The 15,367-nt window shown below is 52.1% G+C and carries 17 protein-coding genes; 7 read left to right on the top strand and 10 right to left on the bottom strand.

Annotation, left to right across the window (positions count from 1 at the left end; translation table 11 throughout):
- Positions 1–26 precede the first annotated feature (26 nt).
- The gene (gene mdtK / locus AC534G_RS13975; RefSeq protein ID WP_496594416.1) at positions 27–1,400 is read right to left on the bottom strand and encodes an MdtK family multidrug efflux MATE transporter; all 1,374 of its coding nucleotides are present in this window, start codon (positions 1,398–1,400) and stop codon (positions 27–29) included.
- A gap of 217 nt (positions 1,401–1,617) precedes the next feature.
- On the opposite strand from mdtK, the gene AC534G_RS13970 reads away from it, so the two are divergent.
- Complete coding sequence (locus AC534G_RS13970) at positions 1,618–2,259, top strand: riboflavin synthase (protein ID WP_038640361.1); 642 nt, start codon at positions 1,618–1,620, stop codon at positions 2,257–2,259.
- 47 nt (positions 2,260–2,306) lie between these two features.
- Here AC534G_RS13970 and cfa read toward each other — a convergent pair whose 3' ends face one another.
- Together cfa and punC are read right to left on the bottom strand one after the other, a co-directional pair.
- Positions 2,307–3,455 (bottom strand): cyclopropane fatty acyl phospholipid synthase, encoded by a 1,149-nt coding sequence (gene cfa / locus AC534G_RS13965; protein WP_069324205.1) that lies wholly within the window; start codon positions 3,453–3,455, stop codon positions 2,307–2,309.
- 290 nt (positions 3,456–3,745) lie between these two features.
- Complete coding sequence (gene punC, locus AC534G_RS13960) at positions 3,746–4,951, bottom strand: purine nucleoside transporter PunC (RefSeq protein ID WP_110498128.1); 1,206 nt, start codon at positions 4,949–4,951, stop codon at positions 3,746–3,748.
- Between the two features lie 113 nt (positions 4,952–5,064).
- Between punC and punR the strand changes: the two genes are divergently transcribed.
- Positions 5,065–5,997: a DNA-binding transcriptional activator PunR gene (gene punR / locus AC534G_RS13955; RefSeq protein ID WP_038640367.1), complete on the top strand. Its 933-nt coding sequence runs from the start codon at positions 5,065–5,067 to the stop codon at positions 5,995–5,997.
- On the opposite strand, the gene purR is transcribed toward punR, so the two are convergent.
- Positions 5,994–7,019 (bottom strand): HTH-type transcriptional repressor PurR, encoded by a 1,026-nt coding sequence (gene purR, locus AC534G_RS13950; protein WP_110498126.1) that lies wholly within the window; start codon positions 7,017–7,019, stop codon positions 5,994–5,996. The genes punR and purR overlap by 4 nt on opposite strands.
- A gap of 297 nt (positions 7,020–7,316) precedes the next feature.
- Here purR and cydH point away from each other — a divergent pair, with 297 nt between their 5' ends.
- A complete protein-coding gene (gene cydH, locus AC534G_RS13945; protein WP_003029209.1) occupies positions 7,317–7,406 on the top strand; it encodes a cytochrome bd-I accessory subunit CydH in 90 nt (29 codons plus the stop codon).
- 175 nt (positions 7,407–7,581) lie between these two features.
- Positions 7,582–8,751 carry an MFS transporter gene (locus AC534G_RS13940; protein ID WP_038640370.1) on the top strand — a complete coding sequence of 390 codons (1,170 nt, stop codon included), beginning with the start codon at positions 7,582–7,584 and terminating at the stop codon, positions 8,749–8,751.
- A gap of 39 nt (positions 8,752–8,790) precedes the next feature.
- Here the strand turns inward: AC534G_RS13940 and sodB are convergent, their stop codons facing one another.
- The gene (gene sodB, locus AC534G_RS13935) at positions 8,791–9,372 is read right to left on the bottom strand and encodes a superoxide dismutase [Fe] (RefSeq protein ID WP_003029205.1); all 582 of its coding nucleotides are present in this window, start codon (positions 9,370–9,372) and stop codon (positions 8,791–8,793) included.
- A 127-nt stretch (positions 9,373–9,499) separates the two neighbouring features.
- Entirely contained in the window at positions 9,500–10,330 is an 831-nt protein-coding gene (locus tag AC534G_RS13930) for a C40 family peptidase (RefSeq protein WP_110498124.1), read from the bottom strand.
- A gap of 334 nt (positions 10,331–10,664) precedes the next feature.
- Between AC534G_RS13930 and grxD the strand changes: the two genes are divergently transcribed.
- A complete protein-coding gene (gene grxD / locus AC534G_RS13925) occupies positions 10,665–11,012 on the top strand; it encodes a monothiol glutaredoxin 4 (RefSeq protein WP_003832760.1) in 348 nt (115 codons plus the stop codon).
- A gap of 52 nt (positions 11,013–11,064) precedes the next feature.
- Here the strand turns inward: grxD and rnt are convergent, their stop codons facing one another.
- The 4 genes from rnt to AC534G_RS13905 form a co-directional block, all read right to left on the bottom strand.
- A complete protein-coding gene (gene rnt / locus AC534G_RS13920) occupies positions 11,065–11,712 on the bottom strand; it encodes a ribonuclease T (RefSeq protein WP_038640374.1) in 648 nt (215 codons plus the stop codon).
- A 95-nt stretch (positions 11,713–11,807) separates the two neighbouring features.
- Entirely contained in the window at positions 11,808–12,215 is a 408-nt protein-coding gene (gene gloA, locus AC534G_RS13915; protein WP_038640376.1) for a lactoylglutathione lyase, read from the bottom strand.
- A 97-nt stretch (positions 12,216–12,312) separates the two neighbouring features.
- Positions 12,313–13,410 (bottom strand): alkene reductase, encoded by a 1,098-nt coding sequence (locus AC534G_RS13910; protein ID WP_038640378.1) that lies wholly within the window; start codon positions 13,408–13,410, stop codon positions 12,313–12,315.
- Between the two features lie 54 nt (positions 13,411–13,464).
- Positions 13,465–14,064 (bottom strand): TetR/AcrR family transcriptional regulator, encoded by a 600-nt coding sequence (locus AC534G_RS13905; RefSeq protein WP_038640379.1) that lies wholly within the window; start codon positions 14,062–14,064, stop codon positions 13,465–13,467.
- 100 nt (positions 14,065–14,164) lie between these two features.
- On the opposite strand from AC534G_RS13905, the gene AC534G_RS13900 reads away from it, so the two are divergent.
- On the top strand, positions 14,165–14,404 hold the full coding sequence (locus AC534G_RS13900; protein ID WP_038640381.1) for a DUF1289 domain-containing protein: 240 nt from the start codon (positions 14,165–14,167) through the stop codon (positions 14,402–14,404).
- 49 nt (positions 14,405–14,453) lie between these two features.
- Complete coding sequence (locus AC534G_RS13895) at positions 14,454–15,350, top strand: aldo/keto reductase (protein WP_110498122.1); 897 nt, start codon at positions 14,454–14,456, stop codon at positions 15,348–15,350.
- The last annotated feature ends 17 nt before the right edge of the window (positions 15,351–15,367 follow it).

Genomic DNA, 15,367 nt, shown 5'->3' with positions numbered 1-15,367 from the left:
TTGGCCTGACGGCGGCTATTGTGAGCCTATCGTGCAGCGCGTTGCAAAATGACGGCAGACGGCTGGCGTTGCAGATAACGCATCCGCAGCATCATTAATACGGCCGCAGAGGTCAGACCGATAATAAAGCCCATCCAGAAACCTGCAGGTCCCATCCTGTCGACCACCAGATCGGTAAGCGCCAGAATATAGCCGCTTGGCAGACCCAGCACCCAGTAGGCTGTAAAGGTGATAAAGAAGATAGAGCGCGTGTCTTTATAACCGCGCAGGACACCGCTGCCAATAACCTGGATAGAGTCCGATATTTGATACACCGCGGCCAGCAACATGAGTTGCGCCGCCAGAGCGACAACTTCCGGATTATCGTTGTAGAGCAGGGCAATGTGCTCAAGGAAGGTCACGGTGAAAATCGCCGTTATTACCGCCATGCAGACACCAACGCCCAAACCCGTTCTGGCCGCCGTTTGTGCCTCAAGCGTGGAACCTTGACCCAAACGATAACCGACACGAATAGTGACGGCGGCAGCCAGCGACATCGGCAAAACGAACATTAACGAACTAAAGTTCAGCGCGATTTGGTGCCCGGCCACATCGACGATCCCCAGCGGGGAAACCAGTAGCGCAACCACAGCAAACAACGTCACTTCAAAAAATAACGCCAGCGCGATGGGTAAACCCAGCTGTACCAGACGCTTCATCACTGCAGTGTCTGGCTTCTGGAACCCTCGCTCATTACGGATGTCACGCATTGAACGCGCGTGTTTGACGTAAGACAGCATGGCGGCAAACATCACCCAGTAAACCGCCGCCGTGGCCACGCCACAGCCTACGCCGCCAAGTTCCGGCATCCCTAAATGACCATAGATGAAAACATAGTTAACCGGGATGTTCACCAGCAGGCCGATAAACCCCATCACCATCGCCGGTTTAGTCTTGGCCAGGCCTTCGCATTGGTTACGGGCTACCTGGAAAAACAAATATCCCGGCGCGCCCCACAGCAATGCGCGCAGATAACCGACGGCTTTATCGGCCAGCGCCGGGTCGATGTTATGCATGGAGCGGATGATATAACCCGCATTCCACAGCACGACCATAATCAAAACGGAGACGCTACCAGCCAGCCAGAACCCCTGGCGTATCTGATGGGCGATACGATCGCGGCGGCCGGAGCCATTGAGTTGGGCGATTACCGGCGTCAACGCCAGCAGGAGTCCGTGGCCAAACAGAATAGCCGGCAGCCAGATCGACGTACCAATGGCGACGGCCGCCATATCCGTCGCGCTGTATCCGCCCGCCATGACGGTATCGACGAACCCCATTGCGGTTTGAGCGATTTGCGCAAGAATCACCGGTATTGCCAGAGCTAATAACTGACGCGCTTCACTTACATACTTTTGCACGTGTACACCACTATATTGTTGTTATTTGAGAGACTAAAAAAGCCGCCTTATATGGCAGCAAGGAGAAAAAGCTGGGGAAATTTCAGTCTATTGTAGCGAGGAATACGTAATTCTCCAGTGAAAAAACAGGCAGCGGTGGCGCACTGCTGGCAACCTGAATTTCCACCTGCTATTGTGCTGGGCAGAGATGTCTTAATTGAGTTCAGGAGTGAGAAGTATGTTTACGGGTATTGTGCAGGGCACCGCAAAATTGGTGTCCATTGATGAAAAACCAAATTTTCGTACGCATGTCGTGGAGTTGCCTGAATATATGCTTGATGCGCTGGAGACCGGCGCATCGGTTGCCCACAATGGCTGTTGTCTGACGGTAACCGAAATCAACGGTAATCACATAAGCTTCGATCTGATGAAAGAGACGCTGCGTATCACCAACCTGGGCGACCTTAAGGTCGGGGATATGGTTAACGTTGAGCGTGCGGCAAAATTCAGCGATGAGATTGGCGGGCATTTAATGTCGGGCCATATTATGACCACCGCCGAGGTGTCGAAAATTCTGACTTCGGAAAATAACCGGCAGGTATGGTTTAAAGTTCAGGACCCATCGCTGATGAAATATATCCTGTATAAGGGGTTTATCGGCATTGACGGCATCAGCCTGACGGTCGGCGAAGTCACGCCAACGCGCTTTTGCGTGCATTTGATCCCGGAAACGCTGGAGCGTACGACGCTGGGTAAGAAAAAGCTGGGCGCGCGGGTTAATATCGAAATCGATCCGCAAACGCAAGCGGTTGTTGATACCGTTGAACGTGTGCTGGCTGCGCGTGAAAGCGCCATCAGTAACATAGCGGGCGAGGCCTGAGTCCGGCCTGAAACAAAATGCCCCCGTGAGTACGGGGGCGGCAGCCATTAGCGGGGGACGCGCAGACCGTGTTCGACACCGCGGGAGAAAACCACCTGCCAAAGCTGGATATCGCGAGCACGAAACGCACCGGCGCAGGCGTTCAGGTAATAGCTAAACATCCGTTTAAAACGCTCGGTATAGTTATCGGCGATTTCAGGCCAGGAACGCATGAAGCGTTCGTGCCATGCCATCAGCGTGGTATCGTAATCCGCGCCAAAATTATGCCAGTCTTCCATCACAAAATGCGGCTCGCTGGCGTTGGCAATCTGGCGAACTGACGGTAAACAGCCGTTCGGGAAGATGTATTTATTGATCCACGGATCAACATTATTGTCGGTTTTATTCGAACCGATGCTGTGCAGTAAAAACAGACCGTCCGGCTTTAAATTGCGATCGACAACGTCGAAATAGGTGTTGTAGTTTTTCGGGCCGACATGCTCAAACATGCCGACGGAGACAATGCGATCAAATTTGTCGTTCAGGTCGCGGTAATCTTGCAGCAAAATGGTGACATCCAGTCCCGCGCAACGCGCTTGCGCCATTTTCTGCTGCTCTGCCGAGATGGTCACACCTACCACGCTCACACCGTATTGCGATGCCATAAAATGGGACAAGCCACCCCAGCCGCAACCAATATCGAGCACACGCATTCCCGGCTTTAACTGCAATTTTTCGGCAATCATTTTTAACTTCGCCTGTTGGGCAGATTCCAGGGTATCGGCATCTTTCCAGTAGGCGCAGGAATACTGCATGTAAGGATCAAGCATGCGGCTAAAGAGGTCGTTGCCCAGATCGTAATGTTCTTTGCCGACAACCCAGGCGCGCTTTTTGGTCTGTAAATTAAACAGTCGTGCCGTGGCGATACGTAAGGTATCTTTGAAGTGGCGGGGGAGTTGATTTTCAAGCCCGGCGCGCAATACCTTAGTGAAAAATATGTCCAGCCGATCGCACTCCCACCAGCCATCCATATAGCTCTCACCCAAACCTAACGATCCTTCCTGCAGTACGCGTTTGAAAAAATCGGGGTTCTTGACACGAATATCCGCCGCAGCCGAACCATTAATGGTAATGCCTGCACGGCTCAATAATTCATTGGTGATGCGGTACCAGTTATCATCCGGTACGCTGACGTCTTCTATACACGATGAACTCATAGCTTCTCCATCACTGGTCGGTGATCAGAACCTTAAAACAGCGTAGACGCTTTTTTGGGCTTTGTGAGAAATCTCACGGAATTAATCCGCGAATCTTTAATCCGACGTAGAACAGAGGAAGGGAGGAACCCTTACCGAAAAGGCCATCCGTGGAAAAACAGGAACGTTCTTGTCCCCGTTAATACCTAAAAATTATCGTTTTTGTAACAACTGGAAATCAGTATAAGCCTGATTTTTTGACGATTCAATAGAAAACTGTTAGCGGGCTAACTATGTGCCCGCGACATTTATTAGTGAGACTCACCGTGGGCAATTTGCGCCCGGTCATCTGTTTGACGGGTGTTATCGGTCTGCGATTGCATTTTGTAACCGATGGCTGCCAGCAGCACTGTTGTCAGCATCACGCTGGTGGTGGTGAGCAGCGGGGTGGCGATCAGCCACGACACCATAAGACTTGCCAGGAAGCATAAACCCAGTTGCAGCGTATTTTGCAATGCGGCTGCGCGTCCTGTGGCCTGTGGGAAAGGACGTAACGCCTGAGCGACAACGATAGGATAGATTGCGCCGTTGGCAATCGCCATTACGCAGAATGGGATCAGAATTTCAGCCAGCGCAACATGATGAATAAAGCCGGTAGCCCAGGTGGCAACAACGCTGATGGAATAAAGAATCAGTAACCATGGCAGCATCTGACGACCTTGCCATTTTTGCAGCGCCGCACGGCAACCGTAACCACCAATTAAGAAGGCGATAGTTTGCGGAACATAGCTCAGGCCAATCACTGCCGGGCTGTAGCCCATTTCGCTAAGGATAAACGGTGAACCCGTCAGCCATGCGAAAAAGCTTGCGGAGCAGGCGGCATAAATCAGTACGTTTCCACGATAAGCTTTCGAGCGCAACAGTGTGGCGAAAGTCAGTTTATCCTGGCTGTCGTCGCGTGCTTTAACCGTCGGTTTTAAACGCAGGGCCGGAAGCATCAGAATCAGGGTAATAGCAAACAGGGTGGCGAAAATGGCCTGCCAGGAGAAATGGACCAGAATCCAGCTGCCCAATAACGGCGCGAGAGCCGGTGATAACCCGACCAGCGGCATAATGGTGGCAAAGATGCGGTTTACTTTTTGTGAAGGGTAATAGTCTGTAACCAGCGCCTGCCAGATAACCGACGCGGCACAGACGCCAACGGCCTGAATAAAGCGTAGCGCCAGCAAGCCAGTGGCGTTTTCAACCCACAGCATACCCAGACTACCCAGCGCAAAAATAGATAAACCCAACAGTAAAATCGGTTTACGGCCATAGCGGTCCGAGAGCGGTCCCCACAGTAGTTGTGCGACGGCGAAACCCGCTAAAAATAAACTTAGGCTGGCGCTGACGGCAGATGCAGGTGTTTGCAGATCGGACTGAATCGCGGCAAAGGCGGGCAGATACATATCCGTCGCCAGAAAGCCGAGCACGCTAAGGCCCGCCAACCAGACTAAAAAACCTTTCCCAGGTTGCATCATCATTTCTCTTTTTTTAGCAATAGAACAATGCCGCTGAGTGTAGTGAGTGTAATTCACGCTGTGAAACGCTAATATTTGCTTACTGATTTCAAATTTTTTGTAGGCAGAATATGTGGTCGGAATATTCACTTGAAGTGGTTGATGCGGTTGCACGCAACGGCAGTTTCAGTTCAGCCGCGCAGGAGTTACACCGCGTACCTTCGGCGGTAAGCTACACCGTGCGCCAACTGGAGGAGTGGCTGGCTGTACCGCTTTTTGAGCGACGCCATCGCGATGTGGAATTAACGCCTGCCGGCGCGTGGTTTTTAAAAGAAGGGCGCTCTGTTATCAAAAAAATGCAGATCACTCGTCAGCAATGTCAACAAATCGCCAACGGCTGGCGAGGACAACTGGCAATCGCGGTAGATAACATTGTCCGTCCCGAACGTACCCGGCAGATGATTGTGGATTTCTATCGCCACTTTGATGATGTGGAACTGCTGGTTTTTCAGGAAGTCTTTAATGGTGTCTGGGATGCGCTTTCCGATGGGCGTGTAGAGCTGGCTATTGGCGCCACACAGGCCATTCCGGTAGGGGGTCGCTATACCTTCCGCGACATGGGCATGCTGAGCTGGAGCTGCGTGGTGGCCAGCCATCATCCGCTGGCGTCAATGTCGGGGCCGCTAAGCGATGATACGTTGCGCAACTGGCCGTCACTGGTGCGAGAAGATACCTCGCGTACATTGCCGAAGCGTATAACCTGGTTACTGGACAACCAAAAGCGCGTTGTGGTGCCTGACTGGGAATCTTCCGCAACCTGTTTATCTGCGGGATTGTGTGTAGGCATGGTACCAACACATTTTGCCAAGCCGTGGATTGATAGCGGTAAATGGGTGTCGCTGCAGTTGGAGAATCCCTTTCCTGATGCCGCGTGTTGTCTGACATGGCAACAGAACGATACCTCGCCAGCACTGAGCTGGTTGCTGGACTATTTAGGTGATAGCGAAACGCTGAATAAAGAATGGTTGCGGGAGCCAGATGAGGCCCCCGCACAACAGGCTTAACGACGATAATCGCGGAATGGACCGTCAGCAACGGAGCGGCGCTCTACCAGACGCGGATGAACCTCGATAGACTGCGACTCTTCGCGTTTATTCACGATGCGGTCTAACAGCATATTAAAGGCCGTTTCACCCAGTGAATCCTTAGGCTGGTGAATGGTGGTCAGCGCTGGCGTGAAGAAGCGGGCGTTGCGCACGTTATCATAACCGATGAGCGAGACATCCTGCGGTACGCGCAGTCCCATCTCATCAGCGGCGCACAGCGCGCCCATCGCCATGATATCGCCACCGCAGAAGACGGCGGTCGGACGATGCGACTGTGAAAGAATTTGCTGCATGGCGCGATAACCGGATTCAGGTTCAAAATCGCCCTGTACAATCCAGTTTTCGGGAACCTTAATCAGCGCTTCTTCCATCGCTTTCATAAAGCCAGCCAGACGACCGGCCCCGGTATTCCGCTCCATCGGGCCCGGGATTGCGCCAATCTCGCGATGGCCGCGTTCTATCAGATACCGACCCGCCATGTAACCGCCCTCGAAAGCGTTATCAATGACCGTATCGGTAAAATCAGCCTTAGCTTCGCCCCAGTCCATAACAACCATCGGAATATGGCGATACTCTTCGAGCATCGAAAGCAGAGGTTCCGGATACTCAGAACACATCACTAACAGACCATCAACGCGCTTTTGCGCCATCATCGACAGATAGGCCTGCTGCTTTTCAAGACTGTTCCATGCGTTGCCCAGAATCAGGGTATAGCCTTTCTGGAAACAGTTTTTCTCAACGGCTTCGATAATTTCGGCGAAATAGGCCGCTTCGCTGCTGGTCGCCAGCAAGCCGATAGACTTGGTGTGATTCACCTTCAGGCTGCGCGCAACTGCGCTTGGAGAATAGTGCAGCTCTTTGATCGCAGCCCAAACCGCATTACGCGTTTCTTCCGCGACAAAGCGCGTCTTGTTAATTACGTGTGATACGGTTGTAGTGGAAACGTTTGCTCGCTTCGCTACATCTTTAATTGTTGCCATTACATCTCACTCCAGACCATATCCTAAGCTCCTGAGAATACTCCAGGTAAACGTTTGCCTTCACACACCCTTAACGCAACGTAGGGGTTGCGGCACGCCGGGAAAACGACACGGAACGTCAGGAAGGGGTCAATGGCCGGTACGCTAATCAAGTAAGCGTGGAATTTTGTCTGATCTTAACGAAAAGGGGAAGAGTTAAAAGCAGTTATCAATATAAATCGTGAGAGATTTTTGCTTTCAAGTGTGTAAAAATGCGCAATATCACTTTTTGTGTGGGAATAAAAAGGAGAAAACTTGATGAGCACCGATCTGAAATTTTCGTTAGTGACTACCATTATTGTTCTGGGTTTGATCGTCGCGGGTGGCCTGACCGCAGCACTGCATTGATTTCCCCGAGGGAGTTAGCTCTCCCTCATCCTTTCCGCATCTATTCCCCCTCTATTGTTTGCGAATAAGCAAAAGTCTTTTGCAATTTTGTTAACTTTATTAATTTTGCGATCAATGTCATGCTTTTGACTCTTATTTTATGTCGCGCCACGGCTCGACGTTACGGAGTCGATATATGAAAATCAATTATCCCTTACTGGCGCTGGCGATTGGCGCGTTTGGCATTGGCACCACCGAATTTTCGCCAATGGGATTATTGCCCGTGATTGCCAAAGGGGTGGATGTCTCGATTCCCGCGGCCGGGATGCTGATTAGCGCGTATGCGGTTGGCGTGATGGTGGGAGCTCCGCTGATGACACTGCTGCTGTCCCATCGCGCGCGACGTAATGCGCTGATATTCCTGATGGCTATTTTCACGCTGGGCAACGTGCTTTCCGCTATCTCGCCGGATTACACCACGCTGATGCTGTCACGTATTTTGACCAGTCTTAATCACGGAGCCTTTTTTGGTCTCGGCTCTGTTGTCGCCGCAAGCGTGGTACCTAAACATAAGCAAGCCAGCGCCGTGGCAACCATGTTTATGGGGTTAACGATTGCCAATATTGGCGGTGTTCCCGCGGCGACGTGGCTTGGTGAGACAATCGGCTGGCGGATGTCGTTTATGGCGACGGCGGGTCTGGGCGTCATCGCTATGGTCAGCCTGTTCTTCTCATTACCGAAAGGTGGGTCAGGAGCGCGCCCCGATGTCCGCAGCGAACTGGCGGTACTTATGCGCCCACAGGTGCTGTCGGCTCTGCTGACCACTGTGCTGGGCGCAGGCGCGATGTTCACGCTTTATACTTACATTTCGCCGGTGCTGCACAGCATTACCCATGCCACACCGGCATTTGTGACCGGAATGCTGGTATTAATTGGCGTCGGATTCTCGATCGGAAACTATCTTGGTGGCAAACTGGCGGATCGTTCTGTCAACGGTACGCTTAAAGGCTTTTTGCTGTTGTTGATGGTTATTATGCTGGCCATTCCCTTCCTCGCGCGTAATGAGCTGGGGGCGGCGGTCAGTATGGTCGTCTGGGGCGCGGCGACGTTTGCGGTGGTTCCGCCGTTGCAGATGCGGGTGATGCGCGTTGCCAGCGAAGCGCCAGGGTTATCATCGTCAGTCAACATTGGCGCGTTTAACCTGGGAAATGCGTTAGGTGCGGCAGCCGGTGGGGCGGTGATTTCCGGTGGTCTGGGCTACAGTTTTGTACCCGTGATGGGAGCGATTGTGGCAGGGCTTGCGTTACTGCTGGTCTTTATCTCGGCAAGAAGGCAATCTGAAGAAGTCTGCACTGCCTCCAGCTAAGGCTAAAACGCAGAAGGGAGTCCCTTCTGCGTTATCATTTTATGCTGCGAAGTTCTTCGCAACAAATTCCCAGTTCACCAGCGCCCAGAAGTGCTCCAGGTAGCCAGGACGGGCATTGCGATAATCGATGTAGTAGGCGTGTTCCCATACGTCAACGGTCATCAGCGGCGTCGCGTCGGTCGTCAGCGGAGTACCTGCGTTGGAAGTAGAAACGATAGCCAGTTTGCCATCCGTTCCTTTAACCAGCCAGGTCCAGCCAGAACCGAAGTTTTTGATAGCGGCATCGGTGAATTGCGCTTTGAAATCCGCAAAGCTGCCAAAGGAGGCGGCAATTGCATCGGCCAGTTTACCGGTCGGCTCGCCACCTGCGTTCGGCGCCAGGCAGTTCCAGTAGAACGTGTGGTTCCATACCTGTGCAGCATTATTGAATACACCGCCTTCAGAGCTACGAACGATCTCTTCCAGTGATTTACCTTCAAACGCCGTGCCTTTGATCAGGTTGTTCAGGTTGGTCACGTAGGTTTGATGGTGTTTGCCATAGTGGTATTCCAGCGTTTCGGCAGAAATGTGCGGTGCCAGAGCATCTTTGGCATACGGTAATGCAGGTAATTCAAACGACATTGCTTCTCTCCTTATTATTTATATTGAGTACACACAATAGCCTCATTGTGAGTAAGGATAGGGTAGCAAATTGAAAGGTTATGCAAAAGAAGAACTTACCCTACAGCATGTTCTGTAGGGTAAGTTTTTAGCGAATTGTTTTCGGTGTCATTACCCGGCGAGCGCCCACATAGTGGCGCTGCCAGTAATCTTCGCTCAGAGAAGTGATTTGAATTTCCTGACCGCTGCGCGGTGACTGAATAAATTTACCGTTACCCACGTAAACACCGACGTGATCGGCTGTGCCGCGACCTTGCGTGCGGAAAAAGACCAGGTCACCGTTTTTCAGCTCGCCACGTTCAATCGGTGCGGCGTCACGCAGGTGGTACATTTCATTCGCCGTACGCGGAATGCGGAATTTAACCAGATCTTTATAGGCGTAATAGACCAGGCCGCTGCAATCAAAGCCGGTTCTTGGCGAAGAGCCGCCCCAACGGTAAGGTTTGCCGATTTGGTTCATCAGGGTGGACATAGCGGTTTTCGTCGCTTTCTGCACTTTGACTTTATGCGCCTCAGCAAGCGTTGTCGGTGCGGCGGTTTTCACTTTCACACAGCGCGGCTTATGACCTTTGCGCGGCGTACATTTTTCAGTCCAGGTAACGGCAGCGATCTGTGCTGCGGCATTTTTACTGCGACGGTTTACCGTTTTAGTCGATTTTGCCGGAGTGGCTGTGCGTTTTTTAGAAGAGGAGGCTGTTTTGCTACTGGTTTTGCTGGTGGTTTTTGTCGCCGATTTCTTGTTGGTCCTGGCTGTTTTTTGGCTGGTTGTTGCGCTTTTCTTTTTATCTACCGTTTTGACGGTGTGGGAACTGGTAGGTGTCGTCCTGGCCTGCTTGGAAGCATGCGCCATAGGCGTAAAAGGCAGTGTAGTAAAAAGTAAAGCACAGAGCGTGATCGAGATTCGGTTTATCCGCGCCACTGAGCAGTCCTCTGTTAAGGCAGGTCTATCATACCTGCGTGTGATTTTCAAAACCTGATGATTCTAATCTATCGAAACGGGGAAAGTTAATAGCTTTTTTTGTTTAACGCGGCGTTTCGTTACCGACCGCAAAAAAAAACAGCAAATCAAAGTGTAGCCGGTGAATAAATAATCAAAACCATACACTTCGAGCGGGTAAGTAAGATTAAGAATGCAACTTTTAACGGCAGGCGATAAAATAATAACGCGTAATGAAAATGTTATTTTCCGTTGCCTGCCTGACCCGCTACAATGTCAGACTACTGCCGTAAAAGAAGTTTAAGGAAGCAAGATAATGAGCACCACTATCGAAAAAATCCAGCGCCAGATCGCTGAAAACCCAATTCTCCTGTACATGAAGGGTTCCCCTAAACTGCCAAGCTGCGGTTTCTCCGCTCAGGCCGTACAGGCGCTGTCCGCCTGTGGTGAACGCTTTGCTTATGTTGATATTCTGCAGAACCCGGATATTCGCGCCGAGCTGCCGAAATACGCAAACTGGCCGACCTTCCCGCAGCTGTGGGTTGATGGCGAGCTGGTTGGCGGTTGTGACATTCTCATTGAAATGTACCAGCGCGGTGAGTTGCAGCAGTTGATTAAAGAAACAGCGGCGAAATACAAAACCGAAGAGCCGGACGCTGAGTAATATCAGCTGAAATAAAAAAGCGACCTGTGAGGGTCGCTTTTTTATCGGTCCGTTATGCGTCTTCCGGCACGGGGAGAGGCCAGCCGCCGAGGCGTTTCCAGCGGTTAACGATTTCGCAAAACAGCACGGCCGTACGTTCGGTGTCATACAGCGCCGAGTGCGCCTGAGTGCCATCAAATTCCATTCCTGCCGCCAGGCATGCTTTTGATAACACAGTTTGCCCCAGCGACAGACCGCTTAATGCCGCAGTATCAAAGGTAACGAACGGGTGAAACGGGTTACGTTTCAGTGAGGCGCGTTCTGCAGCGGCCATCATAAAACTGTGGTCGAATGTGGCGTTATGCGCCACCATAATTGCCCGATTGCAGCCGCTGTCTTTAATGCCTTTACGTACCATTTTAAAGATGGCATGTAGAGCGTCGTATTCGCTGACCGCGCCACGTAAAGGATTGTTAGGGTCAATACCGTTAAAGGCGAGCGCTTCAGGCTGCAAATTTGCCCCTTCAAACGGCTCTACGTGGAAATGTAACGTCGTGTCCGGCATCAGCCAGCCTTGTTCATCCATTTTCAATGTGATGGCTGCGATCTCAAGCAGCGCATCGGTTTTGGCATTAAACCCTGCGGTTTCGACATCAATGACGACAGGGTAAAAACCACGAAAACGGTCACACAGACCGGAAAGTTGAGCGTTATCGGACATCTGGGTCTCTTAATACGGGAAAATTGCAGCGCGTATTATGGCAAAATGATGATGATAAAACTACGGGCACAGACGATCTGCGCCCGAGGGGGAGGTTAGTCGCCCAGGCCGCGCCCGGCGTCTTTCTCTTCAATTAATTCAATTTTGTAGCCGTCCGGATCTTCAACAAACGCGATCACGGTTGTGCCGCCTTTTACCGGGCCAGCTTCACGCGTCACGTTACCACCGTTCTGACGAATACGTTCGCAGGCTTCAGCCGCGTTGTCTACGCTCAGGGCGATATGACCGTAGGCTGTGCCCAGCTCATAGTTGTCAACGCCCCAGTTATAGGTCAGTTCGATCACGGCTTCACTGGTTTCAGGACCGTAGCCAACAAAGGCCAGAGAGTACTTGTATTCAGGGTTTTCGCTGGTACGCAGCAGCTTCATGCCCAGCACGTTGGTATAAAACTCGATGGAACGCTGCAGGTCACCCACGCGCAGCATGGTATGAAGTAAACGCATCTTTTTCCCCTTCGAAAATGGCTAATACATTCAAAATGTTGTTTTAGTATAGCGGCGTTGTTACACCGCTATCAATGGCAGAACGGAGATTGTGACGTTAGAGGGTCGGGTAATCGGTGTAACCTTCCGCGCCGCCGCCGTAGAAGCTTTCGGCACGCTGTGGGTTCAGTTCCGCTTTATGTTGCAGACGCGCCACCAGATCCGGGTTAGCGATATAAGCGCGACCAAAAGCAACGGCGTCGATCAGACCTTTCTCGATCAGCGTTTCGGCTTTTTCAGGCGTGTAAGCGCCCGCGCCAATGATCGGACCGTGGAAACGGGCACGCACTTTCTCGCGGAACGCGTCGGAATACGGCTCACCACCAGCCCAGTCCGGTTCAGACATATGCAGATAAGCGATACCGCGCTTGCCCAGTTGTTCAATCAGATACAGCGCGTCGGCTTCTTCATTCGGACCGTTGTCGACGTTCTGGAAAGAGCCAATCGGAGAGACGCGAATGCCAATGCGATCGGCACCCCATTCTTTAATACCGGCATCGACAACTTCCAGCACCAGACGCGCACGATTCTCGACGCTACCGCCGTATTGATCGGTACGCTGGTTAGAGGTTGGCGACAGGAACTGGTGCAGCAGGTAGCCGTGGGCGGAGTGCAGTTCTACCATGTCGAAACCCGCTTCACGCGCGTTAGCAATTGCCTGACGGAAATCATTAACGATACCCGGAATTTCTTCCGTTTCGAGTGCGCGCGGCATAGTCGTATCGGCACGCGTCGCCAGACCGTTTTCATCGCGCAGTGAGGTGCGGGTACCGGCGCTAATCGCGGAAGGTGCTACCGGTGGCTGGCCGTTTGGCTGCAGACTGGCGTGGGAGATGCGCCCGGTGTGCCACAACTGGACAGCAATATGACCTTGCTCAGCATGTACGGCTGCAGTGATTTTCTTCCATGCGGCAATCTGCGCTTCGCTGTGTAGTCCCGGCGCACCGGCATAGCCTTTCGCCTGGGCGGAAATCTGCGTCGCTTCACTGATGATGAGTCCCGCGCTGGCGCGTTGACGGTAATACTCGGCCATCAGCGGAGTAGGGATGTCGCCAGGCTCAATGCTGCGCAGACGCGTCAATGGCGCCATAAAAACGCGGTTTGCTGCCGTAATGGCACCCACTTTCAGTGGGGAAAACAATTTTTCAGATGACATGTGGTACTCCTGAATAGACCGGTCGTCTAGTAATAAAAGAAATAAAAACGCCTGTTAAACGGCAGGCGTTGTAATGATGGTTTTAACGTGCGCCAGCGCATTTTCCAGCGGCGTGGCGCTACGAGAAATCTTGGCCTGAAGATTGGCGCCCAGCCACAGCGCATACAAAACCTGCGCCTGCTGTAATGGCTCACCAACAAAAGACAGACAATGATTGGCCTGACCTTTCTCCAGCGCCTGCGCCAGCAACGCAATAATGTGTCGCGCGCCTTTATCCATCGCGGTACGCATATCTTCTGACAGATCGCACACTTCGGCAGACAGTTTAACGGTTAAACAACCGCTAATAATGCCGTGCTGGCTAAACTGATTCAGGGTTTCCTGATAGTAAGCCAGAATCCTGTCGCGGTAGTTTCCCGCCCCCGTATCAAAATGCGTAGCCAATCGCTGATGATAAGCCGCATAGTGGCGTTCCAGCATCGCGACGCCGAACGCTTCTTTTGAGCGAAAATAGTGATAAAACGAACCCTTAGGCACTTCAGCGGTTTTCAGTAGCTCACTCAGACCCATGCCGGTGAAGCCACGCTGCATGCACAGCAGCTCGCCAGTCGCCAGAAGATGTTCGCGTGTATCGTGTTCAGTGACTTTGTTCATGAAAGAAGCATAATAGACCAGTCGGTCTAATGCAATAGCGCTTGCGAGAAATTCAGTTAACGTCTTCAATAGATATATCAATCTTACTACAGGAGGGGATGTGGCCGAACAGCTGGAATTTTTCCCCGTCCAGAGCCCATGCCGTGGTATATGTCAGTCTGACGAGCGCGGCTTTTGCCGTGGCTGTTTCCGTAGCCGGGATGAGCGTTTTAACTGGCAAAAAATGAGCGATGCCGAAAAGCAGGACGTGCTGCGTCTTTGTCGTCAGCGCCTGATGCGTAAATTACGTGCAAACAAACCCAACCCGCCGGAAGAACCGCAACAACCTTCACTCTTTTAAAAGCGTAATTGCGTATACTCGATGCACATTCATTTATAAGGAAGCTGCTATGGTTCAGCGTATTACTATTGCGCCGCAAGGCCCGGAATTTTCTCGCTTTGTGATGGGTTACTGGCGCCTGATGGACTGGAATATGTCCACGCGTCAGTTAGTCAGCTTTATTGAAGAGCATCTTGACCTGGGCGTTACCACCGTCGATCACGCCGATATCTACGGCGGATACCAGTGTGAAGCAGCGTTTGGCGAGGCGATGAAGCTGGCTCCGCATTTACGTGAGAAAATGCAGATTGTCACCAAATGCGGGATCGCCACGACGGCACGCACGGAAAATGCGCTCGGGCACTACATTACCGACAGCGCCCATATTATTGCCAGCGCGGAACAATCGTTAAAGCTGTTGGCGACCGATCATATTGATTTGCTGCTGATCCATCGTCCCGATCCACTGATGGATGCAGACGATGTGGCCGACGCATTTAAAAAATTGCACCATAGCGGTAAAGTGCGTCACTTTGGCGTCTCTAACTTCACCCCTGCGCAGTTCTCGCTGCTGCAATCGCGTCTGCCGTTTACTCTGGCGACCAACCAGGTTGAAATTTCACCGGTGCATCAGCCACTCCTGCTGGATGGCACATTAGATCAATTGCAACAGCTGCGTATCCGCCCGATGGCCTGGTCCTGCCTCGGAGGCGGTCGTCTGTTTAATGACGATGCCTTCCAGCCGCTGCGCCATGAACTGGCCGCGATCGCAGAAGAGTTGAACGCACAGTCTATTGAGCAGGTGGTGTACGCCTGGATCTTACGTCTGCCTTCGCAACCGCTGCCGATTATTGGTTCGGGTAAAATCGAGCGTGTTCGTGCCGCCATTGAGTCCGAAGCGCTGAACATGTCTCGCCAACAATGGTTCCGAATCCGTAAAGCCGCGCTCGGTTATGACGTGCCTTAATCGCGTTTTTGGCGCTT

The organism is Citrobacter sp. CRE-46 (genome assembly GCF_059615875.1).
The sequence above is the reverse complement of the archived record's forward strand: the minus strand, read 5'-3'. Positions and strand labels throughout refer to the sequence as shown.

Coding starts and splice junctions, on each gene's coding strand:
- AC534G_RS13970 (WP_038640361.1), top strand. CDS start 1,618: ATGTTTACGGGTATTGTGCAGGGCACCGCAAAATTGGTGTCCATTGAT.
- cfa (WP_069324205.1), bottom strand. CDS start 3,455: ATGAGTTCATCGTGTATAGAAGACGTCAGCGTACCGGATGATAACTGG.
- punC (WP_110498128.1), bottom strand. CDS start 4,951: ATGCAACCTGGGAAAGGTTTTTTAGTCTGGTTGGCGGGCCTTAGCGTG.
- punR (WP_038640367.1), top strand. CDS start 5,065: ATGTGGTCGGAATATTCACTTGAAGTGGTTGATGCGGTTGCACGCAAC.
- purR (WP_110498126.1), bottom strand. CDS start 7,019: ATGGCAACAATTAAAGATGTAGCGAAGCGAGCAAACGTTTCCACTACA.
- cydH (WP_003029209.1), top strand. CDS start 7,317: ATGAGCACCGATCTGAAATTTTCGTTAGTGACTACCATTATTGTTCTG.
- AC534G_RS13940 (WP_038640370.1), top strand. CDS start 7,582: ATGAAAATCAATTATCCCTTACTGGCGCTGGCGATTGGCGCGTTTGGC.
- sodB (WP_003029205.1), bottom strand. CDS start 9,372: ATGTCGTTTGAATTACCTGCATTACCGTATGCCAAAGATGCTCTGGCA.
- grxD (WP_003832760.1), top strand. CDS start 10,665: ATGAGCACCACTATCGAAAAAATCCAGCGCCAGATCGCTGAAAACCCA.
- rnt (WP_038640374.1), bottom strand. CDS start 11,712: ATGTCCGATAACGCTCAACTTTCCGGTCTGTGTGACCGTTTTCGTGGT.
- gloA (WP_038640376.1), bottom strand. CDS start 12,215: ATGCGTTTACTTCATACCATGCTGCGCGTGGGTGACCTGCAGCGTTCC.
- AC534G_RS13910 (WP_038640378.1), bottom strand. CDS start 13,410: ATGTCATCTGAAAAATTGTTTTCCCCACTGAAAGTGGGTGCCATTACG.
- AC534G_RS13905 (WP_038640379.1), bottom strand. CDS start 14,064: ATGAACAAAGTCACTGAACACGATACACGCGAACATCTTCTGGCGACT.
- AC534G_RS13895 (WP_110498122.1), top strand. CDS start 14,454: ATGGTTCAGCGTATTACTATTGCGCCGCAAGGCCCGGAATTTTCTCGC.